This window comes from Aeromonas sp. ASNIH4 (assembly GCF_002934425.1).
Taxonomy (GTDB): domain Bacteria; phylum Pseudomonadota; class Gammaproteobacteria; order Enterobacterales; family Aeromonadaceae; genus Aeromonas; species Aeromonas hydrophila.
Window position 1 is genome coordinate 2,813,070 of the sequence record NZ_CP026217.1, and the last position, 23,357, is coordinate 2,836,426.

Here is a 23,357-nt window from a genome sequence, read left to right on the forward strand (position 1 = left end):
AGTAAACCATGAAACCCTCTTCCCTGGCCCTCTGGCTGGCGGCAACCCTGCTCTCCCAGCCGATGCTGGCGGCCGAGCTGCAGTTTGTCGATGAACAACCGCTGACCACCACGCCGAAGCTCTGGCTCGAACAGCGCCTTGGTGTGAGCCTGGCCCCCGACTACGAGCGGGCCAGTCTGCTCGGCCATCACTACAGCTTCCGCCAGCTGGTCAACGGCCTGCCGGTGGCCACCATCCAGGCCGCCGTCAGCGTCGATCAAACAGGCAAGCCCTGGCGCATCTATCACAACAGCCGGCCGCTGCAGAGCAGCGAACCCGGCTGCGACGCCGCCGGCACTCTGGATCCCCTGCTGGAGCAGCTGCGCGATGGCGGCAGCGACATCGACACCCTTGGTCCGGTCGAAGCCTGGTACTGGCGCGACGGTGACACCCTGGTGCCGGCCCTGCGCCAGCGGGTGCGCGAGCATCAGGCGGGCAACGCCAAGGCCAGCTATGTGCAGCTCTTCGCCAGCTGTGACGGCAGCCGCGAGCTCGGTCGCTGGATGGATGCGGCCACCACTCAGGCCAGCCGCGTCGCCGACGCCGGCGACACCCAGCTGGAGGCTCGGGTATTCGACCCGGATCCCCGTACCCAACTGCGCGACGCCAGCCTGGTCTGGCACGAAGCCCTGCAACTGGCGGACGCCGCCTATCAGGACAAGGTGCCGCTGCCGGTCACCCTGGCGGGTGGACGCTATCTGCTGAGCGGCCCCCACGCCCGGGTGGTGGATGCCATGGAGCCGGACACCGCCCCCTTCAGCGCCGACAACCCGCAGGCGTTTCGCCTCACCCGCGATGATCGCGGCTTTGCCGACATCAACGCCTACTACCACCTGGATCTGGCCCAGCGCCACCTCAAGCGCCTCGGCTTTGTCGATCTCATCCCGGGGGCGCTCGACATCGATACCGAGGCCGGCTATCAGGACAACTCCCTCTACGATCCGTTCGAGCGCCGGTTGGAGCTGGGTCGCAGCGGTGTGCCCGATGCCGAGGATCCCATGGTCATCTGGCACGAGTTCGGCCACGCGGTGCAGCACCACATAGTGCCGGATCTCGGGGACGAGGCGGACTGGGGCGCCATCGGCGAGGGCTTCAGCGACTACCTGGCCGCCAGCCACCGCCAGCGCAGCGAAGCCGGCCGCCAGTTCGAACCTGCCATGGTGTTCAACTGGGATGCCCGCTTCACCGACCGAACCCCGCGTCAGCTGGACGATCTGCGCGCCCGCTACCACCCGGATTACAACTACCCGGCCCACCGCACCATCAACGGCAGCAATGGCGATCAGCTGTGGGGCACCCCGCTGTTCCAGGCGCTGCTGGCCGCGGTCGCCGAGCAGGGCGAAGGGGCGCGGGACGAGTTTGATCGCCTGATCATCGAGTCCCACTTCGGTCTCGGCCCGGCCATCCGCATGCCGCAACTGGCCCGCATCACGGTGGATACCGCCGCCCGGCTCTACCCGGCGCGCCCCTATGCCAGGCTGCTGGAGCAGGCGTTTCGCCAGCACGGCCTGTTGCAGGCTCCGGTCAATGTGGGCCTCAGTGATGGCAGCGTCATCGAGCTGGGGCAGCGCCAGTCGGTGCAGCTGACCCTCACCAACCAGGGCAAGGCACCGGTCACCCTCAATGAGCTGGCTCTCACCCTGCCAACCGGGTTGCAGGCCGATCCTTACAGCTGGCAACCGGCGACCCTCGCGGCGGGTGCCAGCATGACCACCACCCTGCGCCTGCTGGCCCAGAGCCCGCTCGCCTGTGGCGACGAGGTGGTGCTGCCGGTGAGCCTCTCCATGAGCGGCACCAGCCCGACCGAGCGCCAGTGGCAGCAGTCTCTGACCCTGCCCATCGGCGCCCCCATCGTCAGCCGTGCCAGCGGCCAGCCGCTGACCTTGAGCGATGCCGTGAGCGACGAGGTGCGTGGCCTCAGTGAAACCAGCCTGCTGATAGAGAACAGCGAGGCCAGGGTGAGCGATCGGCTGCAGCTGAACCTGGATCTGCAACACCCGGCGCTCGATGAGCTGGAGATCTGGCTCAACTCCCCCTCCGGCACCCGCATCCAGATCTGGAACAAGGGCTACAGCCCATTGCCGCGCCTCAAGGGGGTGTTCCCCACCGAGCTGCTGCCCCTGCAGCCCTTCAGCGCGCTGGAAGGGGAGACGCTGGCCGGCCGCTGGACCCTGGAGATAGTGGACAGCAAGCCCGGCAATCGGGGCCGCATCAACGGCTGGAGCATCAGCCAGCGCACCGGCGCCCAGTGCAGCAAGCCGGTCACTCCGCCTGATGACGGCATCATCCACTTCCAGGTGGACGACGGCAGCGGCGGCGGGTCAGCCAACCTGCTCTGGTTGCTGCCGCTGACGCTCTGGCGCCGCCTGCGCCAGCGCACCTGAATCCACCCCATCCCATATATAAGAAGAGGGGGCCAAGGCCCCCTTGCCCAAGGACAAGAGATGACACCACATTACTCCCGCCTGGCCTGCCTGCTGGCCCCCCTGCTCACCGCCTGTGGCGGTGGCGGCTCGGACGAGGCGCCGCTGGCGGCCCCCGACTACAGCCTGACCGTGACCCTGCCCGAAGCCGGCACCCTCTGCGTCAACCTCAACCAGAATGCATCTTGTGATGCGGGGGAGCCCAGTGTCAGCGGCGCGGCCGGTACTCACCGGTTGAGCGGCAGCGCCCCGGCGCTGTTGACCAGTACCTTGCTGTTCTTGCCAAGCAACCCGGCCGCCCCCGTGCTGCTGCACCCCGCCGCCCGGCTCGACGGCCAGCATCTGACCCCCAGCCCGCTCAGCACCCTGCTGCAATACCGCATCGCCGAGGGGCAGCCCCCGAGGCAAGCCCTCGACCAGCTGCTGAGTGCGCTGGCGCCGCTGCAACCGGACCAGGATCTGGCCGCCCTCTCCCGGCTGAGCGACTTCAACCTGGCGCTGGGCCAGCTGCTGCAGGCAGTCGTCGAGACCGATCTGAAGGCGCAGGAGGGCTTCTCGACCGCCACCCTGCATATGCTGGTGTGGCCTGCCATCGGCAGCCTGCTGCCCGAGCTGGCCAGCCACTTTGCCCTGCACGGCGAGCTGGCCAGCCAGCAGGAGCACGTCAGCGCCCGGCTGCTGCAACAGCACTCCCATCCACTGATCACCGGCAGTGGCGTCACCACCTACACGGACGGGGTCGATTACCTGCTCACCCAGGAGCCCGCCGATCACCCGGGGCAGGAGGCCAGCCTCAACAAGGCGCCGCTGCACTATCGCAAGCTGGATGGCAAGGGCCAGCCGCTGGCTGATGACGCCCCCGTCTGGGAGTGCGTGGAAGATCTCAACACCGGCCTGGTCTGGGAGAAGAAGCTCGATGATCCCGCCAGCCCGCGCGATCTGCACCGTACCTTCGCCTGGGAGCTTGGCGACTATCACCCCACCCAGCAAGAACTGGACTACGCCTGCCCGGATGGCGAAGCCATCTGCACCACGGAGCAGTACCGCCAGTGGCTCAACGCCCAGCAGTTGTGCGGCATTACCAGCTGGCGCATGCCCCACTCGCGCGAGCTGATGAGCCTGCAGCACTACGGCTCCCTCGCCCGCCAGGACGACCAGCCGGTGAGCATGGACGTGCGCTACTTCCCCGATGTCGGCACCACCAGCAAGGATTTCAGCGGCTACTACTGGAGCCAGACCCTGACCCCCTCGCGCCGGCTGGAGAGCGCTCCCATCAGCGCCATTGCCCATATCTTCCTTGGCGATGATGCCGGCACCGACTACGCCACCACAGTTCAAAACAGCGATGATGCCAACGGTCTGCAACTGCGACTGGTGGCGGAGGTAACCCGATGAACCGCTTGATGTTGACCCTGCTGCTGACCCTTGGCAGCCCCCTCGCCCTGGCCACCGCCATCTGTGATGACAACATGCCCAGAACCAGCCCCACCGCCCGCTTCATCGATCGCGGCAACGGCACCGTCACGGATCGCGCCACCGGCCTGACCTGGATGCGCTGCCAACTCGGCCAGACCTGGCGCAACCAGAGCTGCAGCGGCGAACCGACCCGGCTTTACTGGCAGCAGGCCCTGCTGACCGCCGAGCGGATCCGCACCGAGCCGAGCCATGCCCTCTACAACTTCGGCGGCCACGGCGGCTGGCGGCTGCCCACCATCAAGGAGCTGGCCAGCGTGCTGGAGTCCGCCTGCTACAAGCCAGCGCTCAACGAAACCATCTTCCCCCGCGCCATGGCCGGTGAAGGAAAAGAGGTGAACGACGGTTACGTCTACCTGTGGTCCTCGACCCCGGTGCCGGCCAGCAAGGGGGTCGCCTATCTGGATATCACCAGCGGCGCCGTCGGCATGCGGGCGCCCGGCGCCTGGGCCAAGCAGGTGTTGCTGGTGCGCTGATGAAGCCGGGTGGCCAGGGGATCCCGATGAGCACAGGATCCCGGCTGGCCACCCGGCCTGTCGCTTAGCCTTTCCTTCCGTCCTGTCAGAAAATAGCCAGAACACGTCATTGTGTGCCGGATCTGCGTCATTTTACGCAGTTTTTACGTAGCAGATCGCTGGCATGAAACGGGCAGAGCGGTTAGTCTAGCGGCGTTGAACCAACCCCATGAGGTACAGATGAAAACCGTATTGCGTTTTAGCCTGCTGGGCGCCTTGTTGCTGGGCGGCCATGCCTTCGCCGCCGAACCGAAAAAATTTGATATCAGCATGTTCCCGGCCGCCGAAGTGAACCAGGAACGTGTGGTGATCCGCCTGCCGGAAGTCGAGAACGAAGCCGACATGATGGTCGAGCTGCAGGTCGGCAAGAAAATGATGGTCGATTGCAATGTGCCGCGCTTTGCCGGCAACCTGGAACAGCACAGCGTCAAAGGCTGGGGCTACAACTACCTGATGCTCGGCAAGGTGTCCGATCCCATCAGCACCCTGATGGCCTGCCCGGATGGCCAGAAGAAAGAGACCTTCGTCCAGATCTACGGTCAGGGCTTCTTCGTGAACTACAACTCCAAGCTGCCGTTCGTGCTCTACGTACCGCAGGAGTATGAAGTGCGCTACCGTCTGTGGCGTGCCGACACCCTGGCTCAGCCAGCCATGATAGAGTGAGTCTCCATCGAGACCAAACCTCCCGCTTTGGTTCATGAATACAACAAAATAGAGCGCCGAATGGCGCTTTATTTTTAGCCAAATGTCGTCTGACCAGAGGCTCCAACCTTTACAGAACCTGACATAACTCCGCTTTTTTTCTCACTTTTTTGCCCTTCCCCCCGGCTCAGGCCCACTGGATCATGGCTAAACCGCTTTCGATTAAAGATATTTATCCATATAGTGAAAAAATTGATTTTGCACTCTGCGACGGCCTGATGATACTTGCCCGCAAAGGTCAAACTAACCAGAAAAAGAGCACTATGAGCTTCGAATCAGACAAGCGTTTCAACGACTTCAAACATTTTCCCCGTGGCCTGCGTCGCAGTGGCGAATTCACTGTGGCCGAAGCGGACAGTCTGGAAAAATACGGCACCGCCATGCTCGCGCTCTATCAGGGCAACCTGGCCCCGCGCGATGACGTAGAAAGCGCCTTTATCGAACAGGTCAAATCCGGCGCCGCCGGCAGCAACCCCCACGCCAAGGTGTGGTTCAAGTATCTGAAAGTGATCGGTCCCAAGCGCGTGCACCGGCTGTGCACCGTCGCCGGCGGTGCCAACGAGGAGACCGGCGGTGGCGGCTTTGAAGGTGGCAGCGGTGGTGGCAGCGACGAGTCCATCGATTAATGGATACCGAACTGCTTCGGACATTTATCGAGGTCAGCAAGACCCGGCACTTCGGCCGGGCAGCTGAAAATCTCTACCTGACCCAGTCGGCAGTGAGCTTTCGGATCCGCCAGCTCGAACAGCAACTCGGGGTCAGTCTGTTTGCCCGTCATCGCAACAACATCCGCTTGACCGCCTCCGGTGAGCGTCTGCTGCCCTACGCAGACGCCATCTTGCATACCCTGGGCCGCGCCAAGCAGGATGTGGCCCTCTCCCCCGGTTTCAGCCAGCAGCTCGCCATCGGCGCCCCCGCGGTGTTCTGGGAGCTCGACTTCAACGACTGGCTCAACCATGTCTATGCCCTGGCTCCCGGTCTTGCGGTGCGGCTCGAAACCGCCTCCCGCGAACACCTGTGCCGCCAGTTGCTGGAGCGCTCCCTCGATCTCGCCCTGCTCTCCGAGCCGACCAAGATCGACGAGATTGCCCTGCACCCCATCGGCGAGCTGGTGTTCGAGCTGGTGAGCCGGGATGGCGCGGCCAACGCCGACAGCCTGATGCAGATGCCGCACATTCATCTGGATTGGGGCACCAGTTTCGAACCCCAGCCCAGCCGGCTGCAGAGCCTACAAAAAACCCCGGTGCTGCACTCGAGCTCCGCCAACATGGCGCTGCAGTTCGTGCTGGCCAACGGTGGCGCCGCCTACCTGCCGCGGCGCATGGTGAGCCCCTTCCTCGAGCAGGGGCGCCTGCACCTGGTGGAAGGCGCCCAGGCCTTGAGCCGTCCGCTCTACCTCGCCTATCTGGAAAAATCCGATCGGCGGGAGCTGATCGATCAGCTGCTGACCCTGCCGCTGGGCTGGGATGGCGCCGATCTGCGCTTGCCGCAGCCAGAATAGAGGCGGTGCAGCGCACAAGCGGGAGTGCAAAAGCAAAAGGGGCCGACAGGCCCCTTTTGCTTTTGGTTATCGTCAGCCGTGATGGCGACGATCGTTGGCCTGGGCCAGCAGGGTACGGCTTTCGCGCAGGAACTCGTCCGCCCGCTCGCCGAAGAAGCCGGAGACCTGGCTGAAGGCCTCGATGAAGCCCTCCCGGTCCCCCCGCTCCAGCAGACCCAGCGCCTCGCCAAAGTTCTGGTAGTAGCGACGGATCATCGCCAGATTCTGCGGCGACGACAGTATGATGTCGGCGTAGAGGTGGGGATCCTGGGCGAACAGCCGTCCCACCATGGCCAGCTCCAACCGGTAGATGGGGGAGCTCAACGCCAGCAGACGGTCGATGTTGGCCTGCTCGCGGGAGAGGTGCCAGCCGTAAGCAAAGGTGGCAAAGTGGCGCAGCGCCTGGATAAAGGTCATCGCCTCGTCGTGGGCCTTGGCCTCCACCTGCTGCAAACGCGCTCCCCAGATGGTCATCTGCTCCAGCAGCCACTGGCTGGCGGCGGGCTCGCGCCCCTGACAGCAGACGATCACCTGCTTGGCGAGGCTCGCCACATCCGGCCCAAACATGGGGTGCAGCCCCAGCACCGGCCCCTGGTGTACCGCCAGCATATGGGCAAGCGGTTCACTCTTGACGCTGGTCACGTCCACCAGCAGACAGTTCTCAGGCAGATTGCCGAGCCGATCGATCACCTCGCAGGTGACGTCGATGGGCACCGCCACCATCACCAGCCCGGCACCGAGCAGGATCTCGTCGGCGCGCGGCCAGTCGGCCTGACCCAGGGTCTCGACCCGGTAGCCCGAGAGGCTGAACAGGTTGCCGAACAGGCGGCCAAGCTGCCCCTCGCCACCGATGATCACCACCTTGCCGAGCTCAGGCTTCATGCACTTGAAGTGGTGCTCCTTGTCGCTGGCGGATTCCAGAATATAGGATTCGCGCATCACCCGGCGCAGCACGTCTTCGATAAGATCTCCCGGCACCCCCAGTGCCTCGGCCTCGGCGCGGCGGCGGGCCAGCATGCTCGCCTCCCGATCCGGTGCATAGATGGGCAGGCCGTGCCGGCTCTTCACTTCCCCCACTTCCCCTACCAGGGCGAGACGGGCAGCCAGCAGATCGATCAGCTGCTTGTCCACCGCATCGATTTTGTCCCTGAGGGCATTCAACTCTTCAGCCATATCCGGTCCCTGCGGCGCCGCCCACAGCGACGCCCTGTGATTCAAGAGGCAACGAGGTGCCACCGCCTCGGCCGATGACACCTCGATTGTTCAATCAGTGCTGACAAGATACCACGGCTTATGCCTTGGTTCTGGCCAAAAGTGGTGCCGCCAGCTGGCTGTGGCAGCGGGCCAGCAGCGCATCCGTGGTCTCCCAATCGATGCAGGCATCGGTGATGGAGACGCCGTAGCGCATCTCGCACTTGGGCTGCTCGCTGGACTGATTGCCTTCGAACAGGTTGGATTCGAGCATCACCCCGATGATGGAGCGGTTGCCCTCCTGGATCTGGTGGATCACGTTGTCAGCCACCTTGGGCTGCAGCCGGTGATCCTTGCTGGAGTTGCCATGGCTGCAATCCACCACCAAACCGGGCAGCAGGCCCGCCTTCTCCAACGCCTCTTCCGCCAGCGACACATTGACCGAGTCGTAGTTCGGGTGCTTGCCGCCGCGCAGGATCACATGACCATCCGGGTTGCCCTGGGTCTGCAGCAACGCGACCTGGCCCTGCTGGTTGATCCCCATGAAGGCGTGGGGGCTGGAGGCCGCCTGCAGCGCATTGATGGCGGTGCCTAGGTTGCCGTCGGTGCCGTTCTTGAAGCCGACCGGCATGGAGAGGCCGGAGGCCATCTCCCTGTGGGTCTGGGATTCGGTGGTACGGGCACCGATGGCCGACCAGGAGAAGAGCTCCGCCAGGTATTGCGGGCTGATGGGGTCGAGCGCCTCGGTCGCCAGCGGCAACTCCAGCTCGGCCAGCCAGCAGAGCAGCTCGCGGGCGCGGTGCAGCCCCAGCTCCACGTCGAAGGTGCCGTCCAGGTTCGGATCGTTGATAAAGCCCTTCCAGCCGACCGTGGTGCGCGGCTTCTCAAAGTAGACCCGCATGACAATGTAGAGAGAGTCCTGATAGGCGTCATGCAGCGCTTTGAGTCTGGTTGCGTACTCTTTGGCGGCGTCCATGTCGTGGATCGAGCAGGGACCACAGATCACCAGCAAGCGGTGATCGCGACGGTGGATGATGTCGGCGATGGTATTGCGGGCCCCTTGCACGAATGCCAGCGCGCGATCGGAGATGGGCAGTTTCTCCTTGAGCTGGGCAGGCGTGATCATCACTTGTTCGGACTGGATATGGATGTTGTTCAGGGGATCTCTTTGCATGTTCTCATTCTCTCTACTGTTTCAAGCCAATTGCGCCGACCGTTCATTTTTGTTTACACAAGTCAGCACTTTGTTACGCAACCGCCCTCACCTTACCAATTAAAAACAAACAATCAAGTGAAATCAGTGGATTTATTCGCTGACAGATGGATAAATGACCACAAAAGAGAGCTTTTCGGCCTGAAAGTAGCGATCCGCGCATGCTCCACGCATCAAAATCGTAAACATATAATTACACCTCTTTTGTCTTTCCTTGCCCACCGACATAAAAAAGCGGGGCACCTGGCCCCGCTTGCATTCCCGTGTTGCTCTTCTTTTATTATTTGCCGTGAGCCTTGATCACCTCGACCGCCTTGTCGGGGAAGTCGCTGAATACCCCGTCCACATCGGCCTGATAGAGGAAGATGTTGAGCAGATCGGTGAAGTCTTTCGCATAGGCCGGGATCTGGCCCTCATCCTGACGGAAGGTATAAGGATGCACTTTGAGGCCAGCCGCGTGGGCCTCTTTCACCATGCCGGTGAAGGTCGGTTTGCCCAAGGTACCCGGCTCCGGCACTATCATCGGCTTCCAGGGGCCGATCCCCTCGGCATAGCCGGCAATCTCCTTCATGGCGCCCGGCTTGAACATCCAGTCATAGCTGTAGGGGGTCGCCTTGCCCTTGGCGTCATAGACCATGGTCTCATTCCAGTCGGTCTCGGCCATCAGCTGCACCAACTTCAAGTCCATGTCCATGGCAGGCATCAGTTCACTGTTGATGCGCTTGAGCTCGTTGGTATCGAAACACTGCAGATAGACCTTGTCGTTCTTGCTGGTGTAGCCGTACTCCTTCAGCACCTTGAGTACCGCCTTGGAGATGTCCTTGCCCTCGTGGCGGAACAGCCAGGGGGCCTTTATCTCCGGGTAGATACCGATGTTCTTGCCGGTGCTCTTGTTGAGCCCCTGGATCATCTCGATCTCTTCCTGGAAGGTATGGATCTTGAAGCTCGACTTCCACAGCGGGAAGCGGGCCGGATAGACCGGCACCTGCTTGCCGTCCACCAGCTGGAACGGCTCGGTCATGCGCAGGGAGCGCACCTCGTCCAGGGTGAAATCCACCACATAGTAGCGACCATCCGGGCGGGCCCGGCCGGGGAAGCGCTCGGCCACATCGGTGATGCCATCGAGGAAGTGATCGTGCATCACCACCAGTTGGTCATCCTTGGTCATCACCAGATCCTGCTCCAGATAGTCGGCCCCCATGCCATAGGCCAATGCCTTGGACTCCAGGGTGTGCTCGGGCAGGTAGCCGGAAGCCCCCCGGTGAGCGATCACTATCTTGCCTTCATCGGCCGCCAGTGCGGGCAATGCCAGGGCGGCCCCCAGACCAAGGGCAAGCAGGGAGAGAGTGTGTTTTTTCATGCGCGGTGCTCTTTGTTATTGTTTATGGGATGTAGGTTATTGTTATAACAGAGGTTTATTGCATTTTTACGGCGGGCGGCCAGGGCCGCCCACCGGGAGTGATCAGCAGGCTTCGGGCAGGGCGTGGTGGTGTTCGCTGAGCCAGGCAGCCAGTTGCTGCTGCTCGGCGTCGGACAGACGCAGCCCCAGCTTGCTGCGGCGCCACAGAATGTCTTCCAGGCTGCAGGCCCACTCCCGCTCGATAAGGTAGCGCACTTCAGATTCGTATAGTCCGGCCCCAAAGTGCTGGCCACGATCCTGATGCAGCCAGAGACGGGCATGGGCGCCATAGGCCTCGGCAATGCGCAGGGCACTGCGATCATCGAGCCAGTCAAATTCCAGCGCAAAGGCGCGCGCCAGCTCGCGCACCGAGCAGTCGAACTCGCCACCGGGCAGCCGGCTGTTGGCGGTCCAGTCCTCCCCCATCTGGCTGAACCAGGGCTTGAGCTTGTTGCAGGCGGCCTGGGCTAGCTTGCGATAGGTGGTGAGCTTGCCGCCAAACACTGACAACAGCGGCGCACCGTCGGATTCGCCGGACAGTTCGAGGGTGTAGTCGCGGGTCACCGCCTGCGGCGAGTCGGACTCGTCGTCGCACAGCGGGCGCACCCCGGCATAGGTCCAGATCACGTCTTTGGGGGCGATCTGACGGGTGAAGTGGGCGTTGACCACCTTGCACAGGTAGTTGATCTCGGCATCGCTGATCTTGGCTTCGCGCGGGCTGCCCTTGTGCTCCACGTCCGTGGTGCCGATGAGGGAGTAGTCCTGCTGATAAGGGATGACGAAGACGATGCGGTTGTCCTCGTTTTGCAGGATATAGGCCTCTTCGCGCTCATGGATGCGCGGCACTATCATGTGGCTGCCCTTGATGAGGCGAATGCCGCGCGGGGATTTCTCGTGCAGGCTCTCGTCATAGAAGGTCTTGACCCAGGGGCCGGCCGCATTGACCAGACCGCGGCAGGTGACGTTGAACTGCTCGCCCCCTTCCCGCTCCAGGGTCAGGGTCCAGTGTTTGGAGCCGCGCACCGCCTTGACGCAGCGGGTGCGGGTCTGCACGTCGGCGCCCTTGTCGCGCGCCATCATGGCATTGAGCACCACCAAGCGGGCGTCGTCGACCCAGGCGTCCGAATACTCGAACCCCTTGCTGATGCCGGCGGTGAGGCCGTCCTGCGGCAGGAAGCGCACGCCGCAGCTGCCCTTGAGCTTGTCGCGCTTGGCCAGGTTGTCATAGAGGAACAGGCCGGCGCGGATCATCCAGGCCGGGCGCAGGTGCGGGCGATGGGGCAGCCGGAAACGCATGGGACGGGCGATGTGGGGTGCCATGCCGAGCAGCACCTCCCGCTCCGCCAGCGCCTCTTTCACCAGCCGGAATTCGTAGTGTTCGAGGTAGCGCAGGCCGCCGTGGATCAGCTTGCTGGAGTTGGAAGAGGTGGCAGAGGCGAGATCGCGCGCCTCGAACAGGGCAACCTTCAGACCCCGCCCCGCTGCATCAGCCGCAATGCCTACCCCGTTGATGCCGCCGCCGACGACGACCAGATCATAATGTTCGCTCATGTTCACCTACTTTCTTATTTTGACCTTGCGAAACCGTCGCAATGTTTGATTTCGCTCATATTAGAGCATGAAAAAATGATAAACGAACATTTTATGGAGAAAATGTGATCGCGATTGTTTTGGCAATGCTAAAAATGCTGCCGGTCGGTGATAAAGCGGCGCAGCCTGGGGAAAACGGGGGCAAGGCTGTGAGCGAGATCGCGCTTTTGGGGACATCAGCACGACATTGGCGGTGGAATGAAGGCAAGCAGAAGTGCGTAGAGGCTGAAAACGAAGCGGCCGCCCGATGGCGGCCTGGTGCTGGAACGGGTTAACGGCGACTCAGCAGATGTGGCACTCGATCTGGTGCTGGGACATCAGCCGCATCAGCTTCTCCGGCGGCTCCTGATCGGTGAACAGGGCGTGGATCTGGCTGAGGTTGCCGAGGTTGACCATGGCGTTGCGACCGAACTTGGTGTGGTCGGCGGCCAGGAACACCTGGCGGGAGTGGGCGATGATGGCCTGGGCAATCTTCACCTCGTGGTAGTCGAAGTCGAGCAATGAGCCGTCGCTGTCGATGCCCGAGATGCCGATGACACCGTAGTCCATGCGAAACTGGCCGATGAAGTCGCGGGTCGCCTCGCCCACGATGCCGCCGTCCCGGTTGCGAATTTCGCCGCCGGCGATGATGACGGTGAAGTCATCCTTGGCGGTGAGGATGCTGGCCACGTTGAGGTTGTTGGTGACGATGCGCAGCTCGCGGTGATCGAGCAAGGCGCGGGCGATGGCTTCGGTGGTGGTGCCGATGTCGATGAACAGCGACGAGCCGTCGGGAATATTGGCGGCCACCTCACGGGCGATACGCTCTTTCTCCTTGAGCTGCATCACCTTGCGGGCGCTGTAGGCGGTGTTGACGGTGCTCGAATGCAGGGAGGCCCCGCCATGGTGGCGCCGGATCTTGTTCTGCTCGGCGAGATCGTTGAGATCCCGGCGAATGGTCTGGGGGCTGACGTCAAAGTGGGTCACCAGATCCTCGGTCGAGACAAAGCCCTGCCGCGTCAGGACGTCCAGGATCTCCAGATGTCGTTGGGTTTGCTTCACACTTGAACTCCGATGATGAGACGAAAAAAGGCCCCGGCAGATGCGGGGCCTTGGGGAGTTTACCTGATCCCTTTTCCAATCGATAAGGGCAGGATCACGTTTTATGCCTTATGGGCAGCCGCTTTGGCGGCAATCGACAGGTTCTCGTGCTTGAGGGTCATCGCCAGCAGGATGATGGAGAGCACGCAGGAAGCGGTCAGCACCATGAAGCCGCCATCCCAGCCGAAGTGGTCAACGGTGTAGCCCAGCATGGCGTTGGCCGCGACCGCGCCACCCAGATAACCGAACAGACCGGTGAAGCCTGCAGCAGTACCGGCGGCCTTCTTCGGCGCCAGCTCCAGGGCATAGAGGCCGATCAGCATGACGGGGCCGTAGATCAGGAAGCCGATGGCCACCAGCGCCATCATGTCGACGGTCGGGTTGCCGGCCGGGTTGAACCAGTAGACCAGCACGGCCACGGTCACCAGCACCATGAACAGGATGCCGGCCGGCGCACGGCGGCCCTGGAACATCTTGTCAGAGATCCAGCCGCACAGCAGGGTGCCCGGAATACCCGCCCACTCGTACAGGAAGTACGCCCAGGAGGAGTTGTCGACGCTGAAGTCCTTGGCCTCTTTCAGGTAGGTCGGCGCCCAGTCCAGCACACCGTAGCGAATGAGATAAACGAAGGCGTTGGCAATGGCGATGTACCACAGCAGCTTGTTGTGCAGCACGTACTTGACGAAGATCTCCTTGGCGGAAAACTCCTGCTCGTGGCTTTCGTTGTAGTCCTTCGGATAGTCGTTCTTGTGCTCTTCGATGGGAGGCAGACCCACCGATTGCGGGGTGTCACGCATCACGAAGAAGGCGATCACCGCGATGGCAGCGGCGGCGGCAGCCGGCACATAGAAGGCACTGCGCCAGTCGTTGAACCAGCCCATCCCCAGAATGAACAGCGGGCCTATCATGCCGCCACCCACGTTGTGGGCCACGTTCCAGACAGCAACCACTTCGCCGCGCTCTTTCTGTGACCACCAGTGCACCATGGTGCGACCGCAGGGCGGCCAGCCCATGCCCTGTGCCCAGCCGTTCAGGAACAACAGCACGAACATGATGGCGATGCTGGAGGTGGCCCAGTGCATGGTCCCCATCATGAACATGATGCCGGCCGACAGCAGCAGACCGGCGGAGAGGAAGTAGCGGGCGTTGGAGCGGTCCGACACGTTCCCCATCAGGAACTTGGAGAGACCGTAGGCGATGGAGACGCCAGACAGCGCCAGACCCAGATCACCGCGGGAGAAGCCCTGTTCGATCAGATAGGGCATCGCCAGACTGAAGTTTTTCCGTACCAGGTAGTAACCGGCATAACCGAAGAAGATCCCGAAAAACACCTGCCAACGCATGCGTTTGTAGAAGGGGTCGACCTTGTCGGCCGGGAGCCTGTCTATGTGTGGTGCAGGCCTGAAGAGACTAAGCATGTTCTGCTTCCTTATTGTTGTTGTGGGCGGTTGAGGGTGCCCTGTCCATGCTGACCAATCAGATGAGTCCTGATTCGAAAGCGAGCCTATTGTGCTCATATGTGAACATTTAATCTGTGATGGAGGCTGAAATATTGCAGTTTTATTACAAAAGAAAGTGCCAAATGAGCAATCACTCATCAGCCGCAATCCCTTGTGTAGCAAGGCTTTTAGCTACCCACTAAGTGGTATAACCACTGTATCAACTTGCTTTCCGTCACATTTTCTTAGCAATGAGTGGGATCTTGTCCACATTTCCTGCGGGGAGGGAGTGGTGAATGGGCAATTTAGGTTTATTTTCTCTCTCGTCCGAGAACGAGCGCAAACGAGCATAACGTTTGCGTCAGCTCAAAAAACAAGAAGAAACGTTTTCGGACGCAATAATGGGAATGAAAAACAACAAAACGGAACATCAAACCTACTCTGGGTGGATATAAGGAATAACGGTATGAGCATACAAAGACCCAATACCCTGCTTGGCGAATGCATTGCCGAGTTTATCGGAACCGGCCTGCTGATATTTTTCGGCGTCGGCTGCGTGGCTGCACTGGTGCTGGCGGGAGCCAACTTCGGGCAATGGGAAATTTCCATTACCTGGGGTCTGGGCGTCGCCATCGCCATCTATGTCACCGGCGGTATCTCCGGTGCCCACCTCAACCCGGCCGTGACCCTGGCGCTGATGACCTTCTGCGGGTTCGACAAGCGCAAAGTGGTGCCCTACATCATCGCCCAGGTTGCCGGCGCCTTCTGCTTCGCGGCGCTGGTCTACTTCCTCTATGGTAACCTTTTCACCCAGTGGGAAGTGACCCACAACGTGGTGCGCGGCAGCGTCGAGAGCCTCGGCAGCGCCGGCATCTTCTCTACCTACCCCAATGCCCTGCTTTCCAACATGCAGGCCTTTGCGGTCGAGATGGTGATCACCGCCGTGCTGATGCTGGGCATCATGGCACTGGGTGACAACAACAACGGTGCACCCAAAGGCTTCGCCGCCGCTCTGTTGATCGGTATCCTGATCGCGGTGATCGGCGCCTCCCTTGGCCCGTTAACCGGCTTTGCCATGAACCCGGCCCGTGATTTCGGCCCCAAACTGTTCGCCTTCCTGGCTGGCTGGGGTGACGTGGCTATGACCGGTGGTCGTGACAACCCCTACTTCTGGGTTCCCATCCTCGGCCCCATCGTCGGTGCCCAGATCGGTACTGCCCTCTATGTAAAAGTGTTGGCTCCCTGTGTGCCGGGCAACCGTGTTGCCGCCACCGAGCAAGCTGCCCAAACCGCCAAAGAAGAGGCCGCCGCCTAAGAGCGGCCCTCCCCAACGTGTAAAAACGTGGAAAATAAAAACGTGGAGAACATCATGTCTGCTGAAAAGAAATATGTCGTCGCTCTGGACCAGGGTACTACCTCTTCCCGTGCCATCGTGTTTGACCAGGACGCCAACATAGTCGGTACCTCCCAGCGCGAATTCACCCAGCACTACCCGAAAGCGGGCTGGGTGGAGCACGACCCGATGGAGATCTGGGCGACCCAGTCCTCCGTCTTCACCGAAGTGCTGGCCAAGACTGGCCTTCGCAGCGAAGAGATCGCCGCCATCGGCATCACCAACCAGCGTGAAACCACAGTGGTATGGGAAAAAGCCACCGGCAAACCCATCTACAACGCCATCGTCTGGCAGTGCCGCCGCACCGCGGCCATCTGTGAAGAACTGAAAGCCCGCGGCCTGGAAGAGTACGTCCGTGAAAACACCGGTCTGGTGCTGGACGCCTACTTCTCCGGCACCAAGGTGAAGTGGATCCTCGACAACGTCGAAGGGGCCCGCGAGAAGGCGATGAACGGCGAACTGCTGTTCGGCACCATCGACACCTGGCTGGTGTGGAAGATGACCAACGGCGAAGTGCACGTCACCGACCCGACCAACGCCTCCCGCACCATGCTCTACAACATCCGCGACCTGAAGTGGGATCAGAAGATGTTGGACGAGCTGGGCATCCCCATGTCCATGCTGCCACAAGTGAAACCCTCTTCCGAAGTGTACGGCTACACCACCCGTGGCGGCGGCTCCCGCATCCCCATCGCCGGTATCGCCGGTGACCAGCAGTCTGCCCTGTTCGGCCAGCTCTGCTTCGAGAAAGGGATGGCCAAGAACACCTACGGCACCGGCTGCTTCATGCTGATGAACACCGGCACCGAGCCGGTTCGCTCCAACAACGGCCTGCTGACCACGGTCGCCATCGGCCCGAAAGGGGAAGTGAATTATGCCCTCGAGGGTGCGGTATTTATGGGTGGCGCCACCATCCAGTGGCTGCGTGACGAGCTCAAGATCATTCACGATGCCCGCGATACCGACTACTTCGCCTCCAAGGTGGGCGACACCAACGGCGTCTACCTGGTTCCGGCCTTCGTCGGTCTGGGCGCCCCCTACTGGGATCCGTATGCTCGCGGCACCATGGTCGGCCTGACCCGCGGCGCCAACCGCAACCACATCATCCGTGCCGCACTGGAATCCATCGCCTATCAGAGCCGCGATGTGCTGGATGCGATGCAGCAGGACTCCGGCATCAAGCTGGCCGCCCTCAAGGTGGACGGTGGCGCGGTAGCCAACGACTTCCTGATGCAGTTCCAGGCCGACATGATGCACACCCCGGTGGTGCGTCCGACCCGTATCGAGACCACCGCCATGGGCGCCGCCTTCCTGGCCGGCCTCGCCGTCGGCTTCTGGAAGAGTTCGGAGGAGCTGGAAGACAAGTTCAGCGTGGACCGCGAGTTCATCCCGCAGATGGACCGCGACGATCGCGCCAAGCGCTACAACGGCTGGAAGAAGGCGGTGGAACGTTCACGCCGCTGGGCAGAAGAGGAGTGATCGGGCAACCGACACAGCCTTGAGCTGAAAAACGTGAGAGGCCGACAGCAATGTCGGCCTCTCTTTTTTAGCGCCGCCCTGATGATGACGCCCCCTATCCTGCCTCGGCAGGCACCCCAAGCACGGCAGGCCCTTTCTATCGTGTGGCCCGGTCAGAGTAGGGGCGCTAGAGCATCTCGCTGCCGAGCTGCTCTTTGAGGAAATCGAGCCAGACCCGCAGCCGGATGTCGCGCTGGGCATCGGAGTAGAACACCGCATTGATGGGGCGCGAGGCACCGCTGTTGCTGCGGGCCAGCACCTCCACCAAGGCCCCACTCATCCGATCCTGCCCGGTCATGAAATCCGACAGACAGACGATCCCCTGCCCCCGCAGCGCCAGCTGGCGCAAGGTTTCACCGCTGCTGGCACGCAGGGTCGGGGTGATGGGAAAACGGTCCCCCTGCTCCTGGCTCAGCAGCGGCCAGTGGTTGAGGTGATCGGGGTGCAAAAAACCGAGCAGCTCGTGGCCGCTCAGCAGATCCATCGGCTGACGCGGGGTGCCGCGCTCACGCAAATAGTCGGGGGATGCCAGCAGCCGCAGCCGCGAGCGGCCCAGCGGCAGCGCCCGCAGGGAGGAGTCGGTCAGCTCGCCGATGCGAATGGCCATGTCCACCCGCCGCTCCATCAGGTTGATGAAGCCCTCGGAGCTGTGCAGTTGTAGCTCGATGGCGGGATAACGGCGACGAAACTCGCCGATGATGGGCACCAGCCGGTGCAGGATAAAGGGGGTAGCGGCATCCACCCGCAATACCCCCTCCGGCTGCTCGCGGCGCATCAGCAGCAGCCCCTCCGCCTCGCTCATCTCGGTCAGGATCTTCACCGCCCGCTGATAGAACCAGCTGCCCTCCTCGGTCAGGCTGACCCGCCTCGTGGTGCGGTTGAGCAGCACGGTCGAGAGCTTCTCTTCCAGCCGTTTGATGCCGCGGCTCACCACCGAGTTGTCCATGCCGAGGTTTTCCGCCGCCTGGCGAAAACTGCCCGCCTCCACCACCGCCACAAACAGGGTCAGTTCATCAGAATGGGTCTTCATTGCTGCAATCCAGACAAGAGTAATGGGCCTTTATAGGCACGGAGGCCCTGGATTGGCAAGGATGCTCTAGTAGCTGTGCTGGTATTTAGCAGAGAAATAATCTGATATGGCTGCTACCCCTCAGCCTGCCTAATCCGTAGAATGCTGCAAAAAAGCACCATATGACACCGCTGCGATATAAGGTAAATCAATGACATTTGAAGAACGGCTGACCATCGCCCATCAGACTCTGGCTGACCAAGGCATCAAGGAATACGACTACAACCCATGGATGTTCAAGCTGCTGCGCAAACTCGGCTGCACCGTCAAGCCCCCTTATTACACAGGCTGGTTGGTCAATTTTCTTTGTGCCAGCCTCAATATCGCGCCGATCTGGGGTCTGATTATGTGGACGTTCGTTTGGCACCCAGAGGGAAGATCTTTCGTATCATCCTTGTTCAGCACAGCTCTATTCGCTGGCCTGTTTGGCCTCGTTACCTTAATCAGGCTATGGCTGAAGCGTAGGCAGCTTGATTTGACCCCATGGGAACAGTTAGCGCGCCAACCCATCCGTGAAAGCGCGGCAGGAAAAGGCTGAAACCCCGCCGCAAATTGGCACCAGATGTAATACAAGCTACAGACACGGACCCCCACCTTGCCCGATTTCGTTAAATTCATTATCAGTTTTTCAGTTCACTGCGTCATTCCAATGGCCATTGGCTTGTTGGTTCTCACCTACCGGCTTTTCCGCCACCACAATGGCAACTGGCGCAGCTATCAACGCAGCCGTGACCTTCTTCCTCTATTCGCTTCCATTATCCTTGGTATGGTGGTCGCAAGAAGATTTCATCCTGCCATCATGGCGGCCCTGGCGTAATTGGAAAGCGTATAGATAAATAACGTGACCACGAGCCCACATCGCATTGATGGTTTGCCAGTAGAATGCGGCAAGATGGCATCGTATGACACCAAGCACCTCAAGGAAAAACATCATGGAGTTCGAACGCAGGCTGGTGGCCGCCCACCGGGAGCTGGCAGAGAAGGGCGTGCAGACGCTCAACTACAACCCGCCGCTCACTTGGCTGCTGCGAAAGGCTGGGTTCACCATCAGGCCGCCCCACTACGAACGCTTTCTGGTCAATGTCCTTGCTCTGGGGCTTCCCACTGGCGCTATCTGGGGGGTGTTGATGTGGTTCTTCGGCTGGCAACATGAGGTAACACCAGCATTCGCCCTGTGCCAGAGCCTGCTGTTCGGCATAGGGTTCGGTCTGCTGATGGCGACCTGGCTCTGGTTTCGGCGCAAGCAGCTCAAGCTGACCCATTGGGACGCTTTGCCCCACTCCACGAGCCGCACGCAAAAACGCTGGCAACCGAAATAATCATCGACAAGGAGATCCTCATGACCAGGGCCCATGAAAAACTGAACTATGTGGAGTTTGCGGCCAGAGATCTTGCCGCCACCAAGGCCTTCTTTCAGGCCGCTTTCGGCTGGCAATTTGCCGATTATGGCCCCGATTATTGCGCCTTCGAGGGGGAAGGGCTGGATGGCGGCTTCTATCGCGCCGATCTCTGCAGCCAGAGCGCGCAAGGTGGCGCCTTGCTGGTGTTCTACAGCGCCGATATTGAAGCTACCCAGAGCAAGGTAGCCGGCGCCGGGGGCACCATAGTTCGTCCCCTGTTCGATTTTCCCGGTGGCCGCCGCTTTCACTTTGCCGAGCCAAGCGGCAATGAATTTGCAGTCTGGTCCGAACCGGCCAATGCCTGATGGCAAGGGGGCGTCCCGGCGCTCCCTGCTTCTTTTACCTCACTCACTTCCTCATCGCCACCTCGCCCCGGCCCATTCATTGCTGCTCTTGTCTCAATAGTGTTTTGCGACAGCGGCCCTGTTTCGGGCAAGTCGTGGTGGGCATACTGACCCTTCGTTTTTGCAAGGAGGTTCAGATGTCTTCACCCGTGATTGTGATTGCCCAGCTTGAAGCCAAACCCGAATTCGCCCCCCAGTTTCGCGCCGCCCTGGATCCCTTGATCGCAGCCACCTTGCAGGAGGCTGGCTGCCTGCGCTACCAGCTGCATCAGGATCTGGACAATCCCCACAGCTGGATGCTCTACGAGGTGTGGGAGAGCGATGCCGCCCTCACTGCCCATCAGGGCCAGCCCCACTTTACCGAATTTGTCGCCAGGGCCGAGCCCTGGTTCGCCGGCAGCACCATTCGCCGCTATCAACCGCTGGAGGCCTGATTTGCCGCGCCGCCGAGCACCCTTTTGCAACCTATTTGAGGAACAACATGATGAAGATGCCCAACCTGGGTCTGGGAACCTTTCGCCTGACCGGCCAACCCCTGCGCGACTCCTTGCTGCAGGGGCTCGAGCTTGGCTACCGCCATATCGATACCGCCCAGATCTATGACAACGAGGCCGAAGTGGGCCAGCTGATGAGCGAGAGCGACGTACCTCGCCAGGATATCTACCTGACCACCAAGGTGTGGACCAGCGAATTCGGCCCAGGCAAGGTGATCCCGAGCCTGGAGGTGAGCCTGGAAAAACTGGGCACCGACTATCTGGATCTGACGCTTATTCACTGGCCCTCCCCCCAGGATGAGGTGCCGATGGCGGTCTATCTGGAGCAACTGGCCGAGGCCAAGGCCCGGGGCCTGACCCGCGAGATCGGGGTCTCCAACTTCACCGTGGCCCAGCTTAAAGAAGCCATCGATATTCTGGGGCCAGGCGTCATCGCCCATCAGCAGGTGGAGATCCACCCCCTGCTGCAAAACCGCAAGGTGGTGGAATTCTGCCAGGCCCACGGCATCGCCATCACCGCCTATATGCCGCTCGCCTATGGCAAGGTGCTCACCGAGCCGCTGCTGATGGAGATCGGCAAGCGCCACGGCGTCTCGGCGGCCCAGGTGTCGCTGGCCTGGCTGCTGTCCCAGGGCATGGCGGTGATCCCGAGCTCCACCAAGCGGGAGAATCTGGCCGCCAACCTGGCGGCGCTGAAGGTCACGCTCACTGCCGAGGAGATGGCCGCCATCGCGACCCTGGAGCGGGGCGAGCGCTGCGCCAACCCGGACTTTGCGCCGGATTGGGACTAACAAGCAGGTTCAACCGGATTGTTCCCTCTCCCCATGGAAGAGGGCTAGGGTGAGGGTATAGCAGACTACCCTCGGCTAGTTTTGCTGCTTATACAGAATGCCCCCTCATCCCCGATCCTTCTCCCGCCAGGGGAGAAGGGAGGCAATAACAATCCGGGATATTTATCCAACCCCTAGCGGGAGGCACTGTGCCTCCCGCTTTTTTTGGTTTTGTGCGCCACCCATACAATTCCCCGCCCGATAAGACCCGAGCCATCGCGATGATTGCTGCTGATTTGGCAAAAGTAATTTGATGTCACCGTCATTTTTACCAACAAACACCCTCGGCATACTGGCGCCATTCTCCCGTCGGGAGTCCCTATTCAAGGAGTTGTTATGCCACTGGCGTTATTTGCCCTCACCCTGAGTGCCTTTGCGATCGGCACCACCGAATTCGTGATCGTGGGGCTCATCCCCACCATCGCCGAACAGCTGCATGTCTCGCTCCCCTCGGCGGGCCTGTTGGTCAGCCCCTATGCCCTTGGCGTGGCCATCGGCGCACCGATCTTAACGGCGCTGACCGGCAAGGCGCCGCGCAAGTGGCTGCTGGTGGGGCTGATGGCGCTCTTTACCGCCGGCAATCTGCTGGCCTGGCAGGCCCCCGGTTACGAGAGCCTGATCGTGGCCCGCATCCTGACCGGATTGGCACACGGGGTCTTCTTCTCGGTGGGCAGCACCATCGCCACGGGTCTTGTGGCCAAGGAGAAGGCGGCGAGCGCCATCGCCATCATGTTCAGCGGCCTCACCATCGCGCTGGTGACCGGCGTACCGCTTGGCACCTGGATTGGTCAGGTCTTTGGCTGGCGTGAAACCTTTCTGGTGGTGAGCCTGCTGGGCCTCGTCGCCATGGTGGGCAGCCTGCTGCTGATCCCGAGCAACCTGCCCAAGGGGGCGGCCTCGACCCTTCGCGAGCAACTCTCGGTGCTCACCAAAAAGCCGCTACTGCTGGTCTACGCCAAGACAGCGCTCGGTTACGGCGGCGCCTTCACGGCGTTCACCTTCCTCGCCCCCATCCTGCAACAGGTGAGCGGCTTTAGCGCCGGCGCGGTGAGCCTCATTCTGCTGGTGTACGGAGTATCGGTTGCCGTCGGCAATATCTGGGGTGGCAAGCTGGCCGACAAGATGGGCCCGCTGCCTGCGCTGAAGCTGTTGTTTGCCGGTCTCGCATTGGTGCTGCTGGTGCTCACCTTCACCGCGCCGCACCCGGTGCTGGCGGTGCTGACCGTGCTGGTGTGGGGCGCCTTTGCCTTTGGCAACGTGCCGGGTCTGCAGGTGCTGGTGGTGAAGCAGGCCGAGCAGCACACCCCCAGGGCGGTAGACGTGGCATCGGGCCTCAACATCGCCGCCTTCAACGTCGGCATTGCGCTGGGCTCGGTCGTCGGTGGCCTGGTGGTGGAACACCTGGGGTTGATGCACACCCCCTGGATCGGGGCGCTGATCGTGCTGCTGGCCTACGGCCTCACCCATGTCAGCGAGCGGCAGGCCGCCCGGGTCGCCCTCCCCGCCTAAGCGACCCCTCCAGCAAGATGCAAAAAGGCCGACACCTGTGTCGGCCTTTTCATGGCTGCGTCTCAAGACTCCTTGAGATCCTCATCGGCGGCCCAGCGCGCCTCCAGCCAGAGCAGATTGACCAGCCCGCACAACAGGGCGAAGCCCAATCCCAGAATCCAGGTGAAATACCACATATCGCATGATCCTTTGGTTA

General features: G+C 61.6%; 24 protein-coding genes. 16 read left to right on the top strand and 8 right to left on the bottom strand.

All coding sequences use genetic code 11. The features are described 5' to 3' along the window. Positions 1 to 8 precede the first annotated feature (8 nt). From C2U40_RS12885 to hdfR, 6 genes are all read left to right on the top strand, one after another. The gene (locus C2U40_RS12885) at positions 9 to 2,423 is read left to right on the top strand and encodes a proprotein convertase P-domain-containing protein (RefSeq protein ID WP_103827714.1); all 2,415 of its coding nucleotides are present in this window, start codon (positions 9 to 11) and stop codon (positions 2,421 to 2,423) included. Between the two features lie 60 nt (positions 2,424 to 2,483). Further along, complete coding sequence (locus C2U40_RS12890) at positions 2,484 to 3,857, top strand: Lcl C-terminal domain-containing protein (RefSeq protein WP_024943715.1); 1,374 nt, start codon at positions 2,484 to 2,486, stop codon at positions 3,855 to 3,857. Next, on the top strand, positions 3,854 to 4,411 hold the full coding sequence (locus C2U40_RS12895) for an Lcl C-terminal domain-containing protein (protein ID WP_103827713.1): 558 nt from the start codon (positions 3,854 to 3,856) through the stop codon (positions 4,409 to 4,411). The genes C2U40_RS12890 and C2U40_RS12895 overlap by 4 nt, the downstream gene beginning before the upstream one ends. Before the next feature lie 219 nt (positions 4,412 to 4,630). Next, entirely contained in the window at positions 4,631 to 5,113 is a 483-nt protein-coding gene (gene eco / locus C2U40_RS12900) for a serine protease inhibitor ecotin (RefSeq protein WP_005299572.1), read from the top strand. 302 nt (positions 5,114 to 5,415) lie between these two features. Continuing rightward, positions 5,416 to 5,778, top strand: coding sequence for a DUF413 domain-containing protein (maoP, locus tag C2U40_RS12905; RefSeq protein WP_016350309.1), 363 nt, complete (start codon positions 5,416 to 5,418; stop codon positions 5,776 to 5,778). Next, positions 5,778 to 6,653 carry an HTH-type transcriptional regulator HdfR gene (hdfR, locus tag C2U40_RS12910; protein WP_005299567.1) on the top strand — a complete coding sequence of 292 codons (876 nt, stop codon included), beginning with the start codon at positions 5,778 to 5,780 and terminating at the stop codon, positions 6,651 to 6,653. Before maoP ends, hdfR begins: the two co-directional genes overlap by 1 nt. A gap of 72 nt (positions 6,654 to 6,725) precedes the next feature. Here hdfR and tyrA read toward each other — a convergent pair whose 3' ends face one another. The 4 genes from tyrA to glpD all read right to left on the bottom strand — a co-directional run bounded on the left by tyrA (position 6,726) and on the right by glpD (position 12,046). Continuing rightward, complete coding sequence (gene tyrA / locus C2U40_RS12915) at positions 6,726 to 7,865, bottom strand: bifunctional chorismate mutase/prephenate dehydrogenase (RefSeq protein WP_103827712.1); 1,140 nt, start codon at positions 7,863 to 7,865, stop codon at positions 6,726 to 6,728. A 118-nt stretch (positions 7,866 to 7,983) separates the two neighbouring features. Beyond that, positions 7,984 to 9,057: a 3-deoxy-7-phosphoheptulonate synthase gene (locus C2U40_RS12920; RefSeq protein ID WP_011705545.1), complete on the bottom strand. Its 1,074-nt coding sequence runs from the start codon at positions 9,055 to 9,057 to the stop codon at positions 7,984 to 7,986. A gap of 319 nt (positions 9,058 to 9,376) precedes the next feature. Further along, a complete protein-coding gene (gene glpQ, locus C2U40_RS12925; RefSeq protein ID WP_103827711.1) occupies positions 9,377 to 10,456 on the bottom strand; it encodes a glycerophosphodiester phosphodiesterase in 1,080 nt (359 codons plus the stop codon). Between the two features lie 102 nt (positions 10,457 to 10,558). Beyond that, entirely contained in the window at positions 10,559 to 12,046 is a 1,488-nt protein-coding gene (gene glpD, locus C2U40_RS12930) for a glycerol-3-phosphate dehydrogenase (RefSeq protein ID WP_103827710.1), read from the bottom strand. 104 nt (positions 12,047 to 12,150) lie between these two features. Between glpD and C2U40_RS12935 the strand changes: the two genes are divergently transcribed. Beyond that, positions 12,151 to 12,360 (top strand): hypothetical protein, encoded by a 210-nt coding sequence (locus tag C2U40_RS12935; RefSeq protein ID WP_081304644.1) that lies wholly within the window; start codon positions 12,151 to 12,153, stop codon positions 12,358 to 12,360. A 7-nt stretch (positions 12,361 to 12,367) separates the two neighbouring features. Here C2U40_RS12935 and C2U40_RS12940 read toward each other — a convergent pair whose 3' ends face one another. Beyond that, positions 12,368 to 13,126 carry a DeoR/GlpR family transcriptional regulator gene (locus C2U40_RS12940; protein WP_011705542.1) on the bottom strand — a complete coding sequence of 253 codons (759 nt, stop codon included), beginning with the start codon at positions 13,124 to 13,126 and terminating at the stop codon, positions 12,368 to 12,370. 101 nt (positions 13,127 to 13,227) lie between these two features. Beyond that, on the bottom strand, positions 13,228 to 14,583 hold the full coding sequence (glpT, locus tag C2U40_RS12945) for a glycerol-3-phosphate transporter (RefSeq protein WP_029301313.1): 1,356 nt from the start codon (positions 14,581 to 14,583) through the stop codon (positions 13,228 to 13,230). A gap of 487 nt (positions 14,584 to 15,070) precedes the next feature. Here glpT and C2U40_RS12950 point away from each other — a divergent pair, with 487 nt between their 5' ends. Both C2U40_RS12950 and glpK read left to right on the top strand, forming a co-directional pair. After that, entirely contained in the window at positions 15,071 to 15,919 is an 849-nt protein-coding gene (locus tag C2U40_RS12950) for an MIP/aquaporin family protein (RefSeq protein WP_029301314.1), read from the top strand. A 54-nt stretch (positions 15,920 to 15,973) separates the two neighbouring features. After that, entirely contained in the window at positions 15,974 to 17,476 is a 1,503-nt protein-coding gene (gene glpK / locus C2U40_RS12955; protein WP_011705539.1) for a glycerol kinase GlpK, read from the top strand. A gap of 166 nt (positions 17,477 to 17,642) precedes the next feature. On the opposite strand, the gene C2U40_RS12960 is transcribed toward glpK, so the two are convergent. Further along, complete coding sequence (locus tag C2U40_RS12960; RefSeq protein WP_029303383.1) at positions 17,643 to 18,545, bottom strand: LysR substrate-binding domain-containing protein; 903 nt, start codon at positions 18,543 to 18,545, stop codon at positions 17,643 to 17,645. A 190-nt stretch (positions 18,546 to 18,735) separates the two neighbouring features. Between C2U40_RS12960 and C2U40_RS12965 the strand changes: the two genes are divergently transcribed. From C2U40_RS12965 to C2U40_RS12990, 7 genes are all read left to right on the top strand, one after another. Next, positions 18,736 to 19,122, top strand: coding sequence for a DUF6404 family protein (locus C2U40_RS12965; RefSeq protein WP_103827709.1), 387 nt, complete (start codon positions 18,736 to 18,738; stop codon positions 19,120 to 19,122). Positions 19,123 to 19,179: 57 nt separating this feature from the next. Beyond that, positions 19,180 to 19,401 (top strand): hypothetical protein, encoded by a 222-nt coding sequence (locus C2U40_RS26080; RefSeq protein ID WP_158656441.1) that lies wholly within the window; start codon positions 19,180 to 19,182, stop codon positions 19,399 to 19,401. A 115-nt stretch (positions 19,402 to 19,516) separates the two neighbouring features. Beyond that, positions 19,517 to 19,903 carry a DUF6404 family protein gene (locus C2U40_RS12970; protein ID WP_103827708.1) on the top strand — a complete coding sequence of 129 codons (387 nt, stop codon included), beginning with the start codon at positions 19,517 to 19,519 and terminating at the stop codon, positions 19,901 to 19,903. A 20-nt stretch (positions 19,904 to 19,923) separates the two neighbouring features. Beyond that, positions 19,924 to 20,289 (top strand): VOC family protein, encoded by a 366-nt coding sequence (locus C2U40_RS12975; protein WP_103827707.1) that lies wholly within the window; start codon positions 19,924 to 19,926, stop codon positions 20,287 to 20,289. Positions 20,290 to 20,465: 176 nt separating this feature from the next. Then, the gene (locus C2U40_RS12980; protein WP_103827706.1) at positions 20,466 to 20,762 is read left to right on the top strand and encodes a putative quinol monooxygenase; all 297 of its coding nucleotides are present in this window, start codon (positions 20,466 to 20,468) and stop codon (positions 20,760 to 20,762) included. A gap of 47 nt (positions 20,763 to 20,809) precedes the next feature. Beyond that, a complete protein-coding gene (gene dkgB, locus C2U40_RS12985) occupies positions 20,810 to 21,613 on the top strand; it encodes a 2,5-didehydrogluconate reductase DkgB (RefSeq protein WP_103827705.1) in 804 nt (267 codons plus the stop codon). A 375-nt stretch (positions 21,614 to 21,988) separates the two neighbouring features. Next, positions 21,989 to 23,161, top strand: a complete 1,173-nt coding sequence (locus C2U40_RS12990; RefSeq protein WP_103827704.1) for an MFS transporter — start codon at positions 21,989 to 21,991, stop codon at positions 23,159 to 23,161. 62 nt (positions 23,162 to 23,223) lie between these two features. On the opposite strand, the gene cydX is transcribed toward C2U40_RS12990, so the two are convergent. Next, the gene (gene cydX, locus C2U40_RS12995; protein WP_005310033.1) at positions 23,224 to 23,337 is read right to left on the bottom strand and encodes a cytochrome bd-I oxidase subunit CydX; all 114 of its coding nucleotides are present in this window, start codon (positions 23,335 to 23,337) and stop codon (positions 23,224 to 23,226) included. Positions 23,338 to 23,357: the final 20 nt, after the last annotated feature.

What these genes read in the sequence shown, in the direction of transcription:
- C2U40_RS12885 (WP_103827714.1), top strand. Translation starts at nt 9, where the DNA reads ATGAAACCCTCTTCCCTGGCCCTCTGGCTGGCGGCAACCCTGCTCTCC.
- C2U40_RS12890 (WP_024943715.1), top strand. Translation starts at nt 2,484, where the DNA reads ATGACACCACATTACTCCCGCCTGGCCTGCCTGCTGGCCCCCCTGCTC.
- C2U40_RS12895 (WP_103827713.1), top strand. Translation starts at nt 3,854, where the DNA reads ATGAACCGCTTGATGTTGACCCTGCTGCTGACCCTTGGCAGCCCCCTC.
- eco (WP_005299572.1), top strand. Translation starts at nt 4,631, where the DNA reads ATGAAAACCGTATTGCGTTTTAGCCTGCTGGGCGCCTTGTTGCTGGGC.
- maoP (WP_016350309.1), top strand. Translation starts at nt 5,416, where the DNA reads ATGAGCTTCGAATCAGACAAGCGTTTCAACGACTTCAAACATTTTCCC.
- hdfR (WP_005299567.1), top strand. Translation starts at nt 5,778, where the DNA reads ATGGATACCGAACTGCTTCGGACATTTATCGAGGTCAGCAAGACCCGG.
- tyrA (WP_103827712.1), bottom strand. Translation starts at nt 7,865, where the DNA reads ATGGCTGAAGAGTTGAATGCCCTCAGGGACAAAATCGATGCGGTGGAC.
- C2U40_RS12920 (WP_011705545.1), bottom strand. Translation starts at nt 9,057, where the DNA reads ATGCAAAGAGATCCCCTGAACAACATCCATATCCAGTCCGAACAAGTG.
- glpQ (WP_103827711.1), bottom strand. Translation starts at nt 10,456, where the DNA reads ATGAAAAAACACACTCTCTCCCTGCTTGCCCTTGGTCTGGGGGCCGCC.
- glpD (WP_103827710.1), bottom strand. Translation starts at nt 12,046, where the DNA reads ATGAGCGAACATTATGATCTGGTCGTCGTCGGCGGCGGCATCAACGGG.
- glpT (WP_029301313.1), bottom strand. Translation starts at nt 14,583, where the DNA reads ATGCTTAGTCTCTTCAGGCCTGCACCACACATAGACAGGCTCCCGGCC.
- C2U40_RS12950 (WP_029301314.1), top strand. Translation starts at nt 15,071, where the DNA reads ATGAGCATACAAAGACCCAATACCCTGCTTGGCGAATGCATTGCCGAG.
- glpK (WP_011705539.1), top strand. Translation starts at nt 15,974, where the DNA reads ATGTCTGCTGAAAAGAAATATGTCGTCGCTCTGGACCAGGGTACTACC.
- C2U40_RS12960 (WP_029303383.1), bottom strand. Translation starts at nt 18,545, where the DNA reads ATGAAGACCCATTCTGATGAACTGACCCTGTTTGTGGCGGTGGTGGAG.
- C2U40_RS12965 (WP_103827709.1), top strand. Translation starts at nt 18,736, where the DNA reads ATGACATTTGAAGAACGGCTGACCATCGCCCATCAGACTCTGGCTGAC.
- C2U40_RS12970 (WP_103827708.1), top strand. Translation starts at nt 19,517, where the DNA reads ATGGAGTTCGAACGCAGGCTGGTGGCCGCCCACCGGGAGCTGGCAGAG.
- C2U40_RS12975 (WP_103827707.1), top strand. Translation starts at nt 19,924, where the DNA reads ATGACCAGGGCCCATGAAAAACTGAACTATGTGGAGTTTGCGGCCAGA.
- C2U40_RS12980 (WP_103827706.1), top strand. Translation starts at nt 20,466, where the DNA reads ATGTCTTCACCCGTGATTGTGATTGCCCAGCTTGAAGCCAAACCCGAA.
- dkgB (WP_103827705.1), top strand. Translation starts at nt 20,810, where the DNA reads ATGATGAAGATGCCCAACCTGGGTCTGGGAACCTTTCGCCTGACCGGC.
- C2U40_RS12990 (WP_103827704.1), top strand. Translation starts at nt 21,989, where the DNA reads ATGCCACTGGCGTTATTTGCCCTCACCCTGAGTGCCTTTGCGATCGGC.
- cydX (WP_005310033.1), bottom strand. Translation starts at nt 23,337, where the DNA reads ATGTGGTATTTCACCTGGATTCTGGGATTGGGCTTCGCCCTGTTGTGC.